7 protein-coding genes are annotated in these 17030 nt (G+C 61.2%); 5 read left to right on the top strand and 2 right to left on the bottom strand.

The annotated features are described in order from the left end of the window. The first annotated feature begins 53 nt into the window (after positions 1 to 53). From ACILSO_RS03115 to ACILSO_RS03100, 4 genes are all read left to right on the top strand, one after another. Positions 54 to 6188, top strand: a complete 6135-nt coding sequence (locus ACILSO_RS03115) for a tetratricopeptide repeat protein (protein ID WP_395735904.1) — start codon at positions 54 to 56, stop codon at positions 6186 to 6188. Beyond that, complete coding sequence (locus tag ACILSO_RS03110; RefSeq protein WP_395735903.1) at positions 6185 to 6775, top strand: hypothetical protein; 591 nt, start codon at positions 6185 to 6187, stop codon at positions 6773 to 6775. The genes ACILSO_RS03115 and ACILSO_RS03110 overlap by 4 nt, the downstream gene beginning before the upstream one ends. 80 nt (positions 6776 to 6855) lie before the next feature. Continuing rightward, positions 6856 to 8001 carry an exonuclease SbcCD subunit D C-terminal domain-containing protein gene (locus ACILSO_RS03105; RefSeq protein WP_395735902.1) on the top strand — a complete coding sequence of 382 codons (1146 nt, stop codon included), beginning with the start codon at positions 6856 to 6858 and terminating at the stop codon, positions 7999 to 8001. Between the two features lie 4 nt (positions 8002 to 8005). Then, positions 8006 to 10819, top strand: a complete 2814-nt coding sequence (locus ACILSO_RS03100; RefSeq protein ID WP_395735901.1) for an AAA family ATPase — start codon at positions 8006 to 8008, stop codon at positions 10817 to 10819. A gap of 122 nt (positions 10820 to 10941) precedes the next feature. Here ACILSO_RS03100 and ACILSO_RS03095 read toward each other — a convergent pair whose 3' ends face one another. Next, on the bottom strand, positions 10942 to 12654 hold the full coding sequence (locus ACILSO_RS03095; RefSeq protein ID WP_395735900.1) for an amidohydrolase: 1713 nt from the start codon (positions 12652 to 12654) through the stop codon (positions 10942 to 10944). Positions 12655 to 12728: 74 nt separating this feature from the next. Here ACILSO_RS03095 and ACILSO_RS03090 point away from each other — a divergent pair, with 74 nt between their 5' ends. After that, positions 12729 to 13028 (top strand): hypothetical protein, encoded by a 300-nt coding sequence (locus ACILSO_RS03090; protein ID WP_395735899.1) that lies wholly within the window; start codon positions 12729 to 12731, stop codon positions 13026 to 13028. 116 nt (positions 13029 to 13144) lie between these two features. Here ACILSO_RS03090 and hrpA read toward each other — a convergent pair whose 3' ends face one another. After that, on the bottom strand, positions 13145 to 16855 hold the full coding sequence (gene hrpA, locus ACILSO_RS03085; protein WP_395735898.1) for an ATP-dependent RNA helicase HrpA: 3711 nt from the start codon (positions 16853 to 16855) through the stop codon (positions 13145 to 13147). Between the last annotated feature and the right edge of the window lie 175 nt (positions 16856 to 17030).

Genomic DNA, 17030 nt, shown 5'->3' with positions numbered 1-17030 from the left:
TTGCACGCCATCCATTGAGATTCAGACACCTCGCAGGGGTGTTGGCTCTGGCGTTGGCTGCGCCAGTCCACGCCCAGACCACGGACAAACCCTGGGCAGAGCGCGAGACCAAGCTGGCGAACGAGTATCTCTCGCTTCTGGTGCAGCAGCCGGAATACGGCCGCGTGCTGGATCTCCTGTGGGCTCTTTACGAGAAGCATGACTCCACCAAGCTCCTCGTGGAGAACGTCTCCCAGCAGGCGCAGAAGTCCAAGTTCGCCTCCGTTAAGATTGTGGAGGCGCACCTGATTCGGCGCAGCGGAAACTTGAAGCTGGCAGCGCAACTGTATGACGAACTGCTGAAAGCCGATGACAAAAATCTGATCCTGCTGAGATCGCGTGCGGAAGTGGCGCGTGAACTGGCCGACCCCGCCACAGCTTTTACGCTGATCAAGAAAGCCGCCCAGCTTGTGCCCGCTGACGATCCGCAGGGACCGCAGATGTGGATCGAGCTCGGTGGCATGGCCATGGCAGGCGGGAAGAACGCCGAGGCGGCGAACGCGTATGAGCGTGCTGCATCTCTGAAACCGCAGGACATTGACCTGGCTCGACAGGTGGCGCAGCTGCTTTTGCAGGCAGGATTTCCTGAACGAGCGGCGAGCTTTTTCTCCCGTCTGGCCGATCAAAAAGATCCGCAGCGCAAACTGGACGCGCTGTATGATCTGGCGCGCATTTACGAACACGCGGACCAGTTTGCGAAGGCGGACAAGGCGCTGCTGGATGGACTGGCCCTGCTGCATTTCCGGGACGGGCGTTATCTCGATTTCTTCCGGCGCCGGGTGCGCCTGCATGAACGCTTCGGCACGCTGGAAGATCTGCGCAAGACACTGGTGGACGCCGCCAAGAACACGCCTCCCTCTGAACAAGCGCTGCTGGACGCGGTGCGTTTCTTTGAGCTTACGGTGGAGCCAGACGAGCAGCTGCACTGGCTGCGCGCGCTGGTGCAGGCCGTGCCGCAGGTGGAAGACTACCGCTGGGAGCTGGTGCGTTCCTTGCTAAACCATGAAGGTGCCGACGAAGCTGCAAAGCTGCTGGATGAGCGGCTCAAAAATGACGGCACCGATCTGCCTGCGATTGTGCTGCTGCGCTGCGAGGCTGATTTGCGCAGCGGCGATGCGACCAGCGCGGCGCAGCGCCTGCTGAAGCTGCTGGAGGTGCAAAACTCAGCCGATGTGGAGAAACAGGCGCTGGTTTTTGCCCAGGCGCGGGCGCTTGATGCCGTGATCGAAAAAATTCTCCGGTCACGCGTGGAGCGTGATCCGCAAAAGGCGGAAGCAGTGTTTGATCTGGCGGCATTTTTCCGGGCACGCCGCGATGTGGTGGCGGAGGACAATCTGCTGAGAAGCTTTGCCAGCGGCGCGACGACACAGGAGGAACGGCAAAAACGCCTCAGTGACGCCTCGACCTTTCTTGCAGCAAGCAACAACCTCGACAGCGCGATCATTCTGGCGCGCGAAGCCGTGAGCAAGCCGGGCGCAGGCCGTGATGCATGGCTGCACCTGGCGGAACTGCTGGCAGAACAGGGAGAGAATGACGAAGCGGCGGAATGGATTGAAAAAGCCTGGCATGCCAGCACCACGGACGACGAACGCGTGGACGCGGATGAACGCCTACTCTCCATCCTGCTCGGTGACACAAAGGCTCCCAGCAAGCCTGCTGCAAACGGCGAATTCAAACTGCCCGATGCATTCACCGGGACCAGCTTTGCCAGCGACGAAAACGAAACTGCCAAACGCGAAAAACTTCCGGAACGCGTTTTGGAGTTCGCTCAAAAAGCCATCGACAACGCCAAAAAAGCCGGTCTTAAACCGGGTGAAGCCCAGGCTGCAAGATTTCGAGGCTGCTGGTGGGCGGTGAGAACGCATCAGTTTGAAGATGCGTATTCGCTGTTGAACGCACTGGAGTTTGACCCGGCCACCCACAAGAAAGCTCCCGTCTCCCTGGTGGTGGAGCAGCTGAAACTGGACCTGGCGCAGGAAGATGAAAATTTTGCGCTGATGCAACGGCAGCTGCAACGGCTTTCTGATCTGGATGCCGCAGGACGCATCCGCTACACACTGCGCCTGGCTGAACTGCTGATGGAGTCAGAAAGGCGCGCGGACTCCGAGACGAGCAGTCCTGGGTGGAAAAGCAACTCGCCGCTCTCCCCACCGGGCATGGCCGCGGCAAAACTGCTGGAGCGGGTGTATCGTGAATTTCCGGATTCGGGCCAGCTGCTTTCGGCGCTGTCGCAGATTTATTTTTTGCAGCGCCGTGCCGATGATGCGCTGGCCCTGTGGAAGCAGGCGGTGAAACGGATTGAAGGACCGGCGGCGATCCCACTGCTGGAGAATTATGCCGACATCCTGCTGCGGCAGCACCGCATCACCGACCATGTGGAGGTGCAGGCGCAGATTCTGGAACGAGAAACAGATGTGAAGCGCAAGCGCGAAGTGCTGCGGCGCTGCATCGACAGGCTGACATTTTCAGACGCGAGCGGTGGGGAACTGGCCCCCACAGTGGCACGTGACCGGCTGAAGCTGCTGGAGCGTGCGCTGCTGGAGCGTGTGCAGCGGCATCCGTTTGATGGATTTTATCATGAAGCTCTGGCGCAGGTCTACGAGCGTGGCGGAGATCATGTGAAGGCCTTCGCGAGCATGAAGCAGGCGTACTACACCGCGCCTGACACGCCGTTCTCACTGGATCAGCTGCGCGATGCGGCGCTGAAGGTGGCTGATTTAAAATCAGCGATTTATTTCCAAAAGCAGATCGCGGCGGCAGCTCCTCCGAAAGAGATCGCGTCTGAATCCCGACGCCTGGTGGAACTGCTGGAGCAGACCTTTCAGATCTCAGAAGCAGACCGTGTAAGGCGGCGGCTGGAAAGCCGGTTTGCCCAGGATGCTGGCGCGCTGGAGGAACTGGCGAAGTACTATCAAAGCTCGGGACAGGATGAGGCGGAACGGCGGGTGTATGAGCAGATGACCCAAGTACGCTCATGGGACGGCCGCGCACGGCTTCGGCTGGCTCTGAAGTGCCTGAGATTTGCGGATGAAGCGGAGGCGGAGAAGCAGCTGCAAGCCGTGCTGAACACGCCAGTCACAACGCGCAACTACGCGCTCAGCGGCATTCGTGCACCGCTGCCGCTGACGGATACGCGGCGCACAGGCGGTGGAGTGACGACGGGAGATCTGGCATCTCTGCTGGATTTTGCGCCGGGACTGGACCGCAAGGAGATGGACACGCTGCGTGCGTTCCTTGGCCAGCCGCGGGCTGAATTTGCCGAACTGCCGGACGACGCCGCCCTAGTCCGACTGCGGGCGATCGAAGAGATGGCAAAGCTGCGCCACACGCGCGGCGGCCCGGCACTGGCGCAATGGATCAAACAATGGAGCACAGACGCGAGCGCGACCGAGGTGGAGAAGCTCTGGGCCTTGTATTATGCCGGTGCCGGCGAGGAATTTCGCGCAGTGCTGACAAAGGTCCTGCCAGACATGAGCCAGCTTGAGACGCAGTTTGCCATGCTATGGCTGACGCTGCACAACGGCGGCATGGAAACAGCTGTGAGCTGGGCGGGAGAGAAGGGCTGGTCCTCCGACGTCGTGAGGGCGCGTGCCAGCCTGCTGCAGGCTTGTGTCTCGATGCTGGTGGACGTGAGCAACTTCCGCTTCCTTCCCAGCAACCTCGCCCACCTGGGCAGCTCACGAGTGCTGCGCAACTCTGCCATCGTGGAGCTGACCAGCAAACTGCGGGACAAACAGCGCTATGATGAGGCACTGGCACTCGGCGCCTGCCTGCCGGTCAACTCCCCGGAGATGGAGGTGGACTACTCACTGTTCCTGGCCCGCATCGCGGAGAGCGCGGAGCGCTGGGATCTGGCGCGGCGGTATCTTGATGTTGCCTCGCGCGGGCCGGTAGTCGCGGAGAACTACCGCACCAGCTATGATCCGTTTCTCCTGAGCCTCTCCTTGCTGAGCCGAATGACGAGTTCGGAACAGCAGCGCGAGGATGCCCTGCGCGATGCCTGGCGCAGGCTGCAGCGAACCCGGCCTTCAGCGATGACTGCCATCCGCAAGGCAACGATCGCCGGACTGGCCGGTGCGGACCAAAAGGGAGGAGACACGCTCGGTGAATTCCTTTCCGGACCGTTCATCGCGCAGCGTGACATGGCGGACTCGAAAGGCAGCCTGCTGCCGCAAGGTTCGTCACGGTATGAGGAGCCGCCGCACCTGCGGAGCCTGTGGGAGGAGACGCGGGAAATCCAGGCGCTGATGGTGCAGCAGGGACTCGGCGGGGTGGTGAACGGCGCCAATGCGGCGCTGTCGCAAAAATATGGGGCCACGATGCTGGGGCCACGTTCCGATTCTGAATTCGGCGAATGGCGGATCAATGACCTGCTTGGGAAGCTGCGTGCCCTGGATTATCCGACGAGGCGGCGGCTTATACGCGAGCATCTGGCGGCCGTAGACCTGCGCACCGAGCACTCGGTGGACACACTCGGCAATCTTGGCAGCCGGCTGGAGAGTGCAGGCTTCATACGGGAGGCGATCGACATTTACAGCATGCTGCCAGACCGTGCGCCGTCGAATCCGGACTATGCGCTTTGGATGCTGCGGGTGTGTGAGACCTCCATGGAGATAGAGCCGGGGCTGAGCTTCGCGCTGAAACTGCTGCAGGCTGAACCGCCGCTGAAGCCCCCGCAACCGGGAGACGACACACTGCGAGAAAAGCATGCACTCTTCCTGGCACGAAGCTTCAATGAGGACGAGCTGCGTCGTCAGGGGTTTCGCGAGCAGTTTTCACAGGTGCTGGAACGCCGCCGCCCGCACGAGGTGTCCTACCTGCGTGAACTCGGGCTGCTGCTGGAGCGCATGCAGAATGATCAGGGAGCGCTTTCCGCCTGGGACCGGCTGCATGCGTGCTATGTGGCCAATGATCAGGCAGGCACCGACATCGACATCGAGGCGAGCCTGCACCGCGGCCAGATTCTGCAGCGGCTGGCACAGCCGCAGGCTGCACTGAAAGTTCTGCGCGAAGTCCCGCTGGCAGACCCGCTGGATCCCACGGGACAGGAGCTGCTGAAGCTGCGCTGCCAGATCGCCACAGCGATTGGGAGCTGGGATGACGTGCGTGATCTGATGACGCTTTGCGTCGAACGAAAATCGCTGCCCTGTGTGGTGGCGCTGGCGACAGGGCTGCGTACGCATGACCGCGCCGCCGAGGCTCTGAATCTTCTGACGCAGGCGGACCGCACCATCAAGGGAGACCATGAGCGCTTCACGCTGCGGCTGGAGCAGCTCAAAGTACTGGCCGCGGAGCCTGACTGGGCGCCGGAACGAGGGCGCGCCCAGATTGCAGCCCTGTTCCGCACGACGACGCGGGATCGCGACACACTCAAGGACATGCATGCCTGGCTCAAAGGACTGGCGTCAGGAAAACAAGCCGCGGGCTGGGCCTCGGTGCTTCGTACGGAAGCACGTGCGGGCACCGACCGGCCGCTCGCGGCGCTGGCACTGAGCGCCTTCAGCAGCAGCCTGCCGCAGGAAGCTCATGCGGACTTTATCGCCGCCTGGCAGAAAGTGGAGGAGAAAGACCGCCTGTGCATTGAGCTGGCTGCCGAAGAGATGCTCCAGGCCGGACGTGCCGCCTGGGCCTGGGACGCCTGCGAGACGGTGGCACACATCCCGACCTTCCGCGAGCAGGGTCGCAAGCTGCCGCTGGCCGTGCGGGTGGCGCATGCGCTGCATGATGAAGCGGCGATAAAAGATCTCTTCAGTGAAACGCTGCGGCTGACATTCCCGGGCGGCGCCCAGACTATCGAGTGGGCAAGGGCATTTGAAGACACAGGCCATGCAGAGCTTGCGCACGAGCTGCTGGATGCCGCGCTGGAACGTCTGGAAGACATGGCGGCACTGCAGCCCGAACTTTTTGCAGCGAAAGCACGGTTCTTCATACGGCAGCAGGACTTTGAAGCGGCGGAGGCTTACCTCATGCGAATGAACTGGGCGATGCCGCCAGAGTCGGCAAAACTCATCTTTGAACTCTACCAAAGCTGGGGCAAACTGGGCATGATCGAAATGGAACTGCCGAAGTTTCACCTGCCGGGTGGTGTGAAGCAGGAGATCCTGTTCCTCACCCGCCAGCCGACCGCCCCAACCACGCCCCCGCCATGAACTCATCCGTGCGAATTCTCCTCTTTCTGGGCACCGGCTTGCTGATGTGCCAGTGCTCCAGTACGGAAGGGGAAAAAAAGGAGGTGGACCGGTCAAGCATGAAACTGGAGCAGCGTGCCATGCTCAAGCCGAATGAGAATCAGCGCAGCTCCTTTGAAAAATACATCACGGATCCCAAACTGGCCAAAGGGAGTGCAGGCATGTATTATCAAAAACAGACGCACCACTCGCAGAGTTTCAGCGGCGCTGGCATGTATGCGGGGCAGAAGCAGTTCAAGACGAATCAGAGTCTGTTCAGCAAAAAGGCCACCGGCTTTGACATGACCTATGCGCTGGGAGACAAGCAGGCGGGAGGGACAAAAGGCAGCTTCAAGACAGATGCATCCCAATTTGGCAGCCAGCAGGCGCGTGAAGGCAGGTCATTCTTCAGCGGGTCGGACCAGAGTTTCAAAACAGGGATGGCTCTGCCTCGTTCGAAGGCTGTCGGCAGGGCACCGAAGATCATTGAAAACTACAATGACCGGGGCGAGGGGAAAAAGAGCGCCTATACGGAAGACGAGGTGCGCAAGCTGCTGAACCGGAACTGAAGAATGCGGCCGCAAGCAGGGGCGGCCGAACCTTTTCATACCGTGCTTGCATGCGGCCATGGCCCTGCCTATGCAACTGCATGCGCATCCTCCACACTGCGGACTGGCACCTCGGCGCGCGACTCGTTGAGCGCGAGCGCCTGCATGAGCATGCGGCTTTTTGCGACTGGCTGATCGAGATGCTGAGAACGGAGCAGATAGATGCGCTGCTGCTGAGCGGGGATGTGTTTGATGCGGCGAATCCGCCACAGGATGCTGTGAGCTTGTATTTCGATTTTCTGAAACGGCTGGCGGATCTACGGTCGGTGAAGGCGGTGATCACGGGCGGGAACCATGATTCGGCCTCCCACCTGAACGCACCCCGGGAACTGCTGAAACGATTTGAGGTGCATGTGTTTGGCCATGGGGGCGAGAATGTGGTGGACCTGGGCGGAGCGGTGGTGGCGGCGGTGCCATTTCTGCGGGAGCGGGATTTGCGGCAGGCGGCTGCGGGTGAGGTGATGGCGGAGGTCCAGGCGCAGGTGCGCTCGGCAATCCGAGGGCACTACGCGATGCAACTTCAGGCGTGCCGTGGCGTGGCAGGAGAGCGCCCGGTGATCGCAATGGGGCACCTGACCGTGCTGGGGTCCACCACTTGTGACAGCGAGAGGGACATCCACATCGGCAATCTGGGTGCGGTGGGTGCGGATGTGTTTGCCGGGTTTGATTACACGGCGCTGGGACATCTGCACCGGCCGCAGAAGGTGGCGGGAACGGAAACGGTGAGATACAGCGGCTCGCCGGTGGCGCTGAGTTTTTCGGAAGCGGGGGACAAGAAGAGCGTGGAGGTGATCGATACGCAGGGGATGAAGATTGAGACGATGCCGTTGCCTGCCAAGCGGGTGCTGACGCGTGTGAATGTGAGCCGTTCCACGCTGGCGGCTGATCTTGAAAAGGTGGCTAATGCCTGCTGGGCGGAGGTAACAGTGAAGCTGGACGCGCCGGAGGCTGACCTGGACCGGCAGGTGCGCGAAGCTGCGGGCGGACGCTTTGAAGTACTGAAGGTGCTGGCGGATCTGCCGCAGAGCCAGACCAGTGCCTGGCAGCACAACGGGCCTGCATTGAACGAGCTGCAGCCAAGGGAGGTGTTTGGCGAACTGCTGAAGGAGAGGCAAATCCAGGGCGAAGAATTGCAGTCGGTCTTTGATGAACTGCTGGCGATGAGAGAACAAAAAGTCACTGCCTGATCCCATGCGACTGCTAGCTGTACGACTTCAAAACCTCAACTCGCTAAGCGGCACGCATGAAGTGCGCTTTGATGAAGCGCCGCTAAGTGCCGCCGGGGTCTTCTTAATTACTGGAGCCACGGGTGCGGGGAAGTCGACGCTGCTGGATGCGATGACGCTGGCGCTGTATGGGCGTGCTGCGCGATATGGGAATGAGCGGGCGGATGAGATGATGAGCCGGCATACGATGGAGTGTTTTGCGGAGGTGGACTTCGAGGCAGGCGGTCAAAAGCTCCGTGCGACCTGGCGGCTGGGAAAGACCAAGGGGGGGAATTTGAAGCCTGTGCAGAGGACGCTGGCCGATGCCACCACGCTCAAAATTCTCGCCGACAAAGGCCGCGAAATGGACCCGATGATCGAATCTCTCACCGGTCTCGATTCGCAGCGGTTTCTGCGATCAGTGCTGCTGGCGCAGGGGCAGTTTGCAGCTTTTTTGAAGGCAAAGCCGAACGAGCGCGCAGAGCTGCTGGAAAAGATCACCGGGACAGAGATTTACAGCGATCTTTCGAAACTGACGTATGAAATTCACAAGTCGAAGGATGAGGCCGCGAGGCTGATGAAGGAGAGGCTGGGTGCGGTGGTGGTGCTGGATGAGGAAGGACGCGGGATGCTGGAGGGTGATCTTTCGAAGGCGCGAGAAAGCGCTGAGCGGCTGCAAGGTGAGAGCCTAAACGCCACTCAACAGCTGCACGCGCAGCGCGAGCATGCCGCCATCGTGACTGAAATGGCGGCGCATACCGCGGCGCACGAGGCGCTGACGAACTCGCAGGCGGAACTCAAGGCGCAAGCTGCCAAAGCAAAGGCGGCAGCTGAAGCGGCGAGGGAGCAGCGCACGAAACGCGAGCCGATATGGGAGCAGGCGGCAGGCATGGCGGCACAGAGCGAGCAGTTTGAAAAGCAACTCGGCGAGAGCCGGGCAATGTATCAAACGTGGGCGAAGGAGCAGAAGGACGCGACCGCCCGACGAGAGGCTGCCGAGAAAGCTCTCAGCACGCATGCGATGGCTGCACAGACTCTGGAAGAGTGGCTCAAGCAGCACGCGGGGGATGCGGAGCTGGGCGAGAAATTGAACCAGCTACGGGTGGCGGTGCGTGAGTGGCGTGAAATGTTTGAGGCACTCGCCGAAGGGCGGAAGCGGCATGCGGAGGCGCTGAGTCTGCAACAAAATCTTGCCAAGTCCGAGACAGCAGCGGCGGCTCTGGCGCAACGCGTTGCCGAAGGCGCCGCCCAAACGAAGAAGGATGGTGCCGAGCTGGAGCGCCTGATAAAAGCGCTCGAAGCCCAGAAAGAGGTGACGCGGCATGCCGAGCGGGTGGCAGGTTTTGACGAGCACCGGCATGACTTGAAGGCCGGAGAGGCATGCCCGCTCTGCGGCGCGCTGGAGCACCCGTTTGGCAACGCGGGCGGTCAGTTTGAGTCGCAGCTGCAGGCGGCGCGCAAACTGCTCAGGGGCCTTGAGCAGCAGTGCGAGAAATTTAATCGTGATCTTGCAGTACTGGAACGTGGACTGGCGAAGACCGAAGCGGAGGTGGTGGCGGAGCAGAAGCGAATCGTTGAGATAAAGAAGCGCCTGGGCGAGCTGGAGGCACCGACCGATGAAGTGCTGGCACAGCGGGAGGCCGCGGAGCAGAAGAAGCGTGAGGCGGTGCAGAAGGCTTTTTCAGCAGTGTCCGTGCGCGAGCCTGCCACGCCTGCCGACGCGGAGCGCGAAACCAGTGCGCTGGAGCAGCGTGCGGCGATGTTTGCAAGGAAGCGTGAGGAAGCGCTGCAAAAGCGCGGAGAACGGCAGAAGATCGAGAGCGACATCCAACTGGCACAGCAGGAGCAGGCAGCGAAGACCAAACGGCTGGACGAACTGAAGACTGAAGGAGTGACACTGCGTGCGAAAGCGGATGCGCTGAAGACTCAGTTGAATGAATTGCTGGGAGGCAAAGCGCTGAGCGAAGACCGCCGGCTGCATGAGGAGCATGTGACGGCAGCAGAGAAGCTGTGGCGTGAGGCAGAGGCAAAACTGAATGCGCTGCAAACACAGATGGCGGCGACACTGGGGAAGCTGGAACAACTGGAAACACGCAGGCAAGCTTTTGCGGGACAGAGTGTGTGCGATGCGGCGGCGCTGAACGAAATGGAGGCGCATGCGAGGCAGGTGAACGATGCCTTTGCGGCGAAGCGCACCGAGCTGGGGTCACTGCAGCAGCAGGTGCGCAATGATGATGAGGCGCGCAAGCGACACGAGTCAGGCGGCGCTGCGCTGCAAGAAGCGGAGGCTGAAGCGCTGCGCTGGGGGCGGCTGAAGGAGCTGATCGGCTCGGCAGATGGCGCGAAGTTTTCTCGCTTCGCGCAATCGCTGACGCTGAGGCAGCTCATCGGGCTGGCGAACGAGCATTTTAAAGTGCTGGCGGAGCGCTATCGACTGATGGCCGCGGAGGGGGATGAACTGGACCTGCGCATTGTGGATCTGTATCAGGCGAATGTGGACCGGCCGATGGAGAGTCTGTCAGGTGGTGAGAGCTTTTTGGCGAGCCTGGCGCTAGCGCTGGGATTGAGCGAGCTGGCAAGCCGGCATCATCCGATCGATTCGCTGTTTATTGACGAGGGATTTGGGACGCTGGATACGGAGACGCTGGAGGTGGCGCTGAGTGCGCTGGAGAATCTGAGATCGCGCGGAAAGACGATCGGGCTGATCTCGCATGTGGAGCTGCTGAAGGAGCGGCTGACGACGCAGGTGCGGGTGGTGAGAGGTGCGGGCGGGACGAGCCGGATCGAGGTGGTGGAGTGAGGTAGGGACAGTGATGAAGGGTTGGGGAAGATTGGAGGGGATGGTGGCTTTTGTTTTCGGTGGGTGTGGCGAAAGGGGTGCTGAAGCACCGCACTCCGGGGACGCTGGCGCGCAGTTCGACGCTACTTCTTTTCGTAGACCACTTTGCCGCCGAGCCAGGTTTTGAGGACCTGGGTTTGGACGAGGTCGTCGATGGGGCAAGTGAGTGGATCGCGATCGAGGAGGATGAGGTCGGCGAGTTTGCCGGATTCGAGGCTGCCGGTATTTTTTTCGGCTTTGAGAAGGAAGGCGTTGTTGATGGTGTAGAGGCGGATGGCTTCTTCGCGAGTGAGGGCGTTTTCAATGTGGACGGGCTGGTCGAGTTTGCGGGCTTTTCGGGTGATGGAGGTCCACATGCCGAGCCAGGGGTTGTAGGGATTGATGCTGCGGAAGGAGCCGATTTTCTGCATGTGATCGCTGCCACCGCCGACGATCACTTTTTGATCGAAGCAGGCGCGGAGCGGCTGGAAGCGGGACATGCGCGGCGCCCCGAAGTGGCCCATGAGGGTGCGGCCGTCCATGTGGAGCCAGATGGGCTGGAGATCGATGCAGACGCCGAGCTTGGCGGCTTTGGCGATGGAGTCAGGATGCATGAAGTTGCAGTGCGTGACGCTGCTGCGGGCGGTGCGGACGCTGCCGGGATTTTGCGCATCGACGGCTTCGTAGGTGTCGATGAGGAGTTGAACGGCGGCATCGCCAACGCTGTGCGCGGTGAACTGCAGGCCTGAGGCGGTGACTTTTTCGACGAGCTGTTTGAGGCGGTCGGGTGTGATTTTTTGCACACCGCGGTATTGAGGATCGCTGATGCCGTAGGCTTCGCTGATGCCCCAGGGTTCGATCATCAATGCGCTGCCGGTGAGCATGCCGCCATCAAGATAGACTTTGGTGCCGATGATCTGGAGCATGGGGTCTTCTTTAGTGAGAGGATGCAGGATGACTTCATCGATGGCTTTTTCACAGGCGGGCCAGAGGCCCATCGGAGGAATGCCGGGGGAGGGGCGCATGCGGACGGTGAGATCATTTTTTGCGAGCATCTTTTGGTAGAGCTCGATCTGTTTGAAGCTGGAGTCGCGGTCCGCGACGGTAGTGAGGCCGACGGAGTTGTAGTCGTGGAAGAGTTCGAGAGTGCGGCGGTAGGTGTCCTCGGCGGTGGGAGATTTCGTGGAGGTGGGCGCCTTGACGTTGTGGCTGAGGCTGCGGAGGAGGCCTGTGGGTTCGCCATTGGCATCGACCTCCATCACGCCTGCGCTGCCGTTGGGAACTTTGTAGTCGCGGGAGTAGCCGCCGAGCTTGAGCGCGAGACTGTTGAGCATGGAGTCGGGGCCTGTGGAGAAGACGACGGGATTGGCGGGCGCGATGCGGTCGAGTTCGGCACGCGTGGGGTAGCGTTTTTCTTCCAAACGTGTGATGAAGATCTGGCGAACGCTGATCAGTTCGCCGGGCTGGGAGGCTTTGACGCGGGTGCTGAGATAGGCGAGCACATCGGCGATGGTTTCCATGGTGGGGATCTCGTGATCAAACTCGATCATGGCCGCGCCGGGATGGACGTGGGAGTCCATGAGGCCGGGGAGGATGGTTTTGCCAGCGAGATCAAGAAGCTGCGTGGACTCGTCTTTCAGTGCGAGGATTTCAGCGTTGGCTCCGACGGCGGTGATGCGACCCTCTGCATTGATGGCGAGGGCTTCGGCAATACGGAAATCTTTGTCTGCGGTGACGACCTTGCCGTGGTGGAGGATGAGAGAAGGTGCGGCGTGAAGGGCGGTTCCGAGGAGAAGGGCCAGGAGAGAGAGTTTCATTGGCATTCTAACGTCGTGAAAAGCCAGTTTGTGCTTCTCTGCACTGAAGGATCGTGCTTGGTTCGAGTCATTGCATGGCGATCTCAAACATTGAAAACAAGGACGGCCAAATCTGGGTCTATGATGAAAACAGCGAATGCGTGGGCCGCATGCCGAACACTCGTGTGGAAGTGGCGGGGTTTACCTCGGACTTTTTTGTGACGGTGGAGGGCGGGTGGATCCGGACCTATGACCAAGAATGTGAGCGGCTGGGAAGCATGAGCGCGATCGGGGTGACTGTACGCAGTGTGTCGGGCGGTAACTTCACGGTTTCGGACAGGGGCGATGTGAGGACGCTGGACCGGAGGTGCATGGAGGCGAGGAAGAGGGGGTGAGGGAGGATGACGGAGGGCTGGGTGTTTGCGGCGATACGGCATCGGAGTGCCGCGCTCTCAGGGAGCTATATACCAGTTGATGGCATTCCTTGTTCCGCAGGAACAAGACTACTTTTTTAGACCCACATGGCCTGGAGGCGTTTGGCACTGACGGGCTGGGCTGTGCCAAGCTCTTGGGCGAAGACTTGGACGCGGTATTCTTCGAGCATCCAGCGGAAGGTTCCGTGCTGGGATTTGGGAATGTGGGAATGCCAGCCTTCGAAGTCGGCGATGAAGTTGTATTTTTCGATGTCCTTGGCGGGATTGGCGAGGCAGCGTTCGTTGCGGATCTGGATGGCTTTTAAATAGCGCGGGAGATGCTGAAGCTGCTCGTGTGTGGTGGTGGCGAGGAGATCGGCGGGGATGAGGCGAGCGACGTCCTGTTCCAGGCCGGGGTAGCGTTTGGGCAGAGCGAGGAGCTTGGTGCGGAGGTCGTGGATCTGCGTGAAGAGGGTCTTCACTTTATGGGTGACGGCGGGCAGGTCACGGCGGACGGTTTCGCAGAGTTTGAAGAAGCGCGCTTCGGTGAGCGGGAAGGTGGGCTGCAGGCGCAGCATGTGGGCAAGGATGTGCTCGTGGGCCTGCTGAGCGAGATTGGATGCAGGAGCGGCTGCGGGTGCATTGAGCGAATTGAGGGCGGCCTGGAAGCTAGCGAGCTGTTGCGGCTTGATGGCGGGGCCGCTGATGCTGCGGAGTTCTTTGGGGAGCCAGACGAGGTCTTTGCTGAGGGTGTTTTCAGCGAGCTTGCGCACAGCGGCGGGTGTCCCACGGGCGGCTTCGGCGGAGGTGCGGAAGAGACGGACGTCAATCTCGCTGTCACGCAGGACGAGGCCGAGGTAGCCGAGGATGGGGGTGCCGTTGAGTTCTTCGACGACGATGGTTTCGGGAAGATCGCCGAAGGACCAGGATTTGAGGGCGAAGCGTTCGACGCGAGGCAGGAGCTTGTCCCAGGCGTCTGAGCGCGGGTCCTGCTTCTGCATGGTGGTGCGGATGGAGTCGAGGTCGCGGCTGGCGGCGATGACGGTGTTCTTTTTGGGATCGAGAACTTCAACGCGTGGCTGCAAATGCGCGGGAAGACTTTGCGGCGGCCAGTCCTCGGCGCGGACGTGGATGCGGTAGTGGCGCGTGATGAAATCGGCAAGGGCGACGAGGAAGTCATCGCGGCCAGGATCGAAGGAGCCAGCGATTTCGCGGGCCTTGGGATCGATGGGCATCAACTGACGGCGAATGACTTTGGGAAGCGCGCGCAGCATGACGTTGGCGAGTTCTTCGCGAATGCCGGGGACCATCCACTGGATCTGGCCGCTGGTGAGATGTCCTGCGAGCTGTGCGGGGACGCGGACGGTGACGCCGTCGGTTTCTGCGCCGGGCTGGTAATTGTAGGTGACGGGCAGCGCCGTGTTGGCGAGCGCGACCTGATCGGGGAACATCTGGAGGTCGGCCTCGAAGTCTTCGCCGGCGGTGAGGTCGTTCTCGGTGGCGCAGAGGAAGTCGGGCTTCTCTTCAATGTGCTCTTTGACGAAGCGGTTGAGGTCGTGAATGGACGAGACGTTTTTAATGCGGGCGTCGTAGAACCGGAAGAGTCGCTCCTCGATGGCGTAAACGCGATTGCTACGCACGCGGGTGAGCATGGTCTCGATCTTCTGGCGCAGCTTGTTGTTGTGAGCGTAGAAGCGCAGGGTGATGGGCACCTCCTGGCTGTCGATGAGAGCGGCGCGGATGAACATCTGCGTGGCTGCGACGGCATCGACCTTGAGGAAGTCGATGTGCTGGCGCTTCACCTCGAGGCCGTGAATAAGCACGCGCTGGGTGACGAGGACGCGACCGGCTTTGAGATTCCAATGAGGCTCGCTGTATTTGAACTGGCAGAGATGAGCACCGAGTTCGGCGATCCAGTTGGGATCAATCTTGGCGAGCGTGCGGGCGAAGAGCTGCGAGGTGTGAACGATTTCTCCGGCGACAATCCAGAGTGGCTGGCGGCCTTTGTCCTGCCCCTGGCCGGGCTTGCCCTTGCCGTTTTTTTCGCGGCGTTCGTAGAGATTGGAACCGGGGAAGACGGAGACTTCACGATTGCCGGCGGCCTTGTAGAGGTTGCGCTCCTCCTTCATGGCGATGTGACCAAGCTGGGCGGCAAGGATGCTGCGGTGGATGGCGTCGTCAGTGGCTGGCGGGGTGGGCTGGCGCAAATCGTCGCTGAAGGAGTCGCAGAGCTGCTTCCACACGTCGCGCCACTCCTGCATGCGGGTGAATGAGAGGAAGCTGCCTTTGCAGAACTTTCTCAGGGCGTTGCGTGAGTTGCCGGTTGGCTCAGGGGAGGCGTTCCAGATTTTGAGGAGGGTGAGGAAGTCGGAGTTGGGTGCGGCGAAGGCTTTGTGGGCGGCGTTGGCGAGTTCGCGTTTTTCTTCCGGGCGCTCGCGTGGATCGGGGATGCTGAGACCGGCGGCGATGATGAGAAGCTCGGGAAGGGCCTTCTCGATGCGAGCCTGGAGAAGCATGCGGCCGAGAGTGGGATCGAGTGGAAGGCGGGCGAGTTCGCGGCCGAGTGGAGTTAGCTCGTGAACTTCGGTAAGAGAGCCGAGTTCGTGGAGGAGATCGTAACCGGCACGGATGGCGGCGCTGACGGGAGGATTGATGAAGGGGAAGTCCTCGATCTCGCCAAGCTTGAAGGCCTTCATGCGGAGGATGACTTCAGCGAGGTTTGCCCGCTGGATCTCCGGCATGGTGAAGCGGTCGCGCTTTTCAAAATCCTCCTGTGAGTAGAGGCGGATGCAGATGCCGTCCTGCACGCGCCCGGCGCGGCCCGCGCGCTGATTGGCGCTGCTCTGGGAGACGGCCTCGACGGGCAGGCGCTTGGTGCGGGTGCGTGGATTGTAGCGGCTGATGCGGGCGAGGCCGGTATCCACCACGTAGCGGATGCGCGGGATGGTGATGGAGGTTTCGGCCACGTTGGTGGCAATGACGACGCGGCGTTTGCGACCGGGCTGGAAGATGCGCTGCTGCTCGGCGGAGGCCATGCGACCAAAGAGGGCGAGGACTTCGAAGCCTGCGCCGAGGCGGCCATCGAGGAGATCGCGAGTATCGCGGATGTCGCGCTCGGTGGGCATGAAGACAAGGACATCGCCGTCGTCGGTTTCAATGAGGGCATTTTCCACGGCGGCGACGGCGCCGTCGATGAAGCCGTAGTCGTCTTCACCGCCGAGGAGGGGGGCGTAGCGGATATCGACAGGGTAGAGGCGGCCAGAGACTTCGATGATGGGAGCACCGCCAAAGGCAGCGGAGAAGGCCTCGGTGTCGATGGTGGCGGAGGTGACGAGGAGCTTGAGGTCTGGGCGTTTTTTGAGGAGGCCGACGAGGTAGCCGAGGAGGAAGTCGATGTTCAGGGAGCGCTCGTGCGCTTCATCGAGAATGAGGACGGAGTAGGCCCGGAGCATGGGGTCGCTCTGGATCTCGGCAAGGAGGATGCCGTCTGTCATGAACTTGATGCGGGTGTCGCGGCTGGTGTCGTCGCTGAAGCGCATCTTGCAGCCGACTTCCCTGCCCCATGGCACGTTCAACTCTTCGGCGACGCGCTTGGACACACTCATGGCAGCGACGCGACGCGGCTGAGTGCAGCCGATTTGGCCGCGCACATCGTGCAAGGCCTCCAGGCACATTTTGGGAAGCTGCGTGGTTTTGCCGGAGCCGGTCTCACCCGCGAGAATGACGACCTGATTTTGACGGATGGCCGCGACGATTTCCTCACGGCGGGCCGTGATGGGGAGGTCTGCGGGATAACTGATCTGCGGCATGGGGGAGGCGACTTTAGGCAGAAACCGAAAATCGCGAACTACGATTGGACCGGCTCTCAAAAATCTTGCCACCTTGCCCGGCGGCGGAGCGGCCCCACTGGCTGCGTTGGTCGCTTGCCTGTTATTTTCAAATAGCAGGCGGCGCTCCCGCCTTGCCACTGAGGCCGCTGCGCTC

It is taken from the genome of Prosthecobacter sp. (assembly GCF_044226605.1).
In the GTDB taxonomy this organism is placed as follows: domain Bacteria; phylum Verrucomicrobiota; class Verrucomicrobiia; order Verrucomicrobiales; family Verrucomicrobiaceae; genus Prosthecobacter.
The sequence above is the reverse complement of the archived record's forward strand: the minus strand, read 5'-3'. Positions and strand labels throughout refer to the sequence as shown.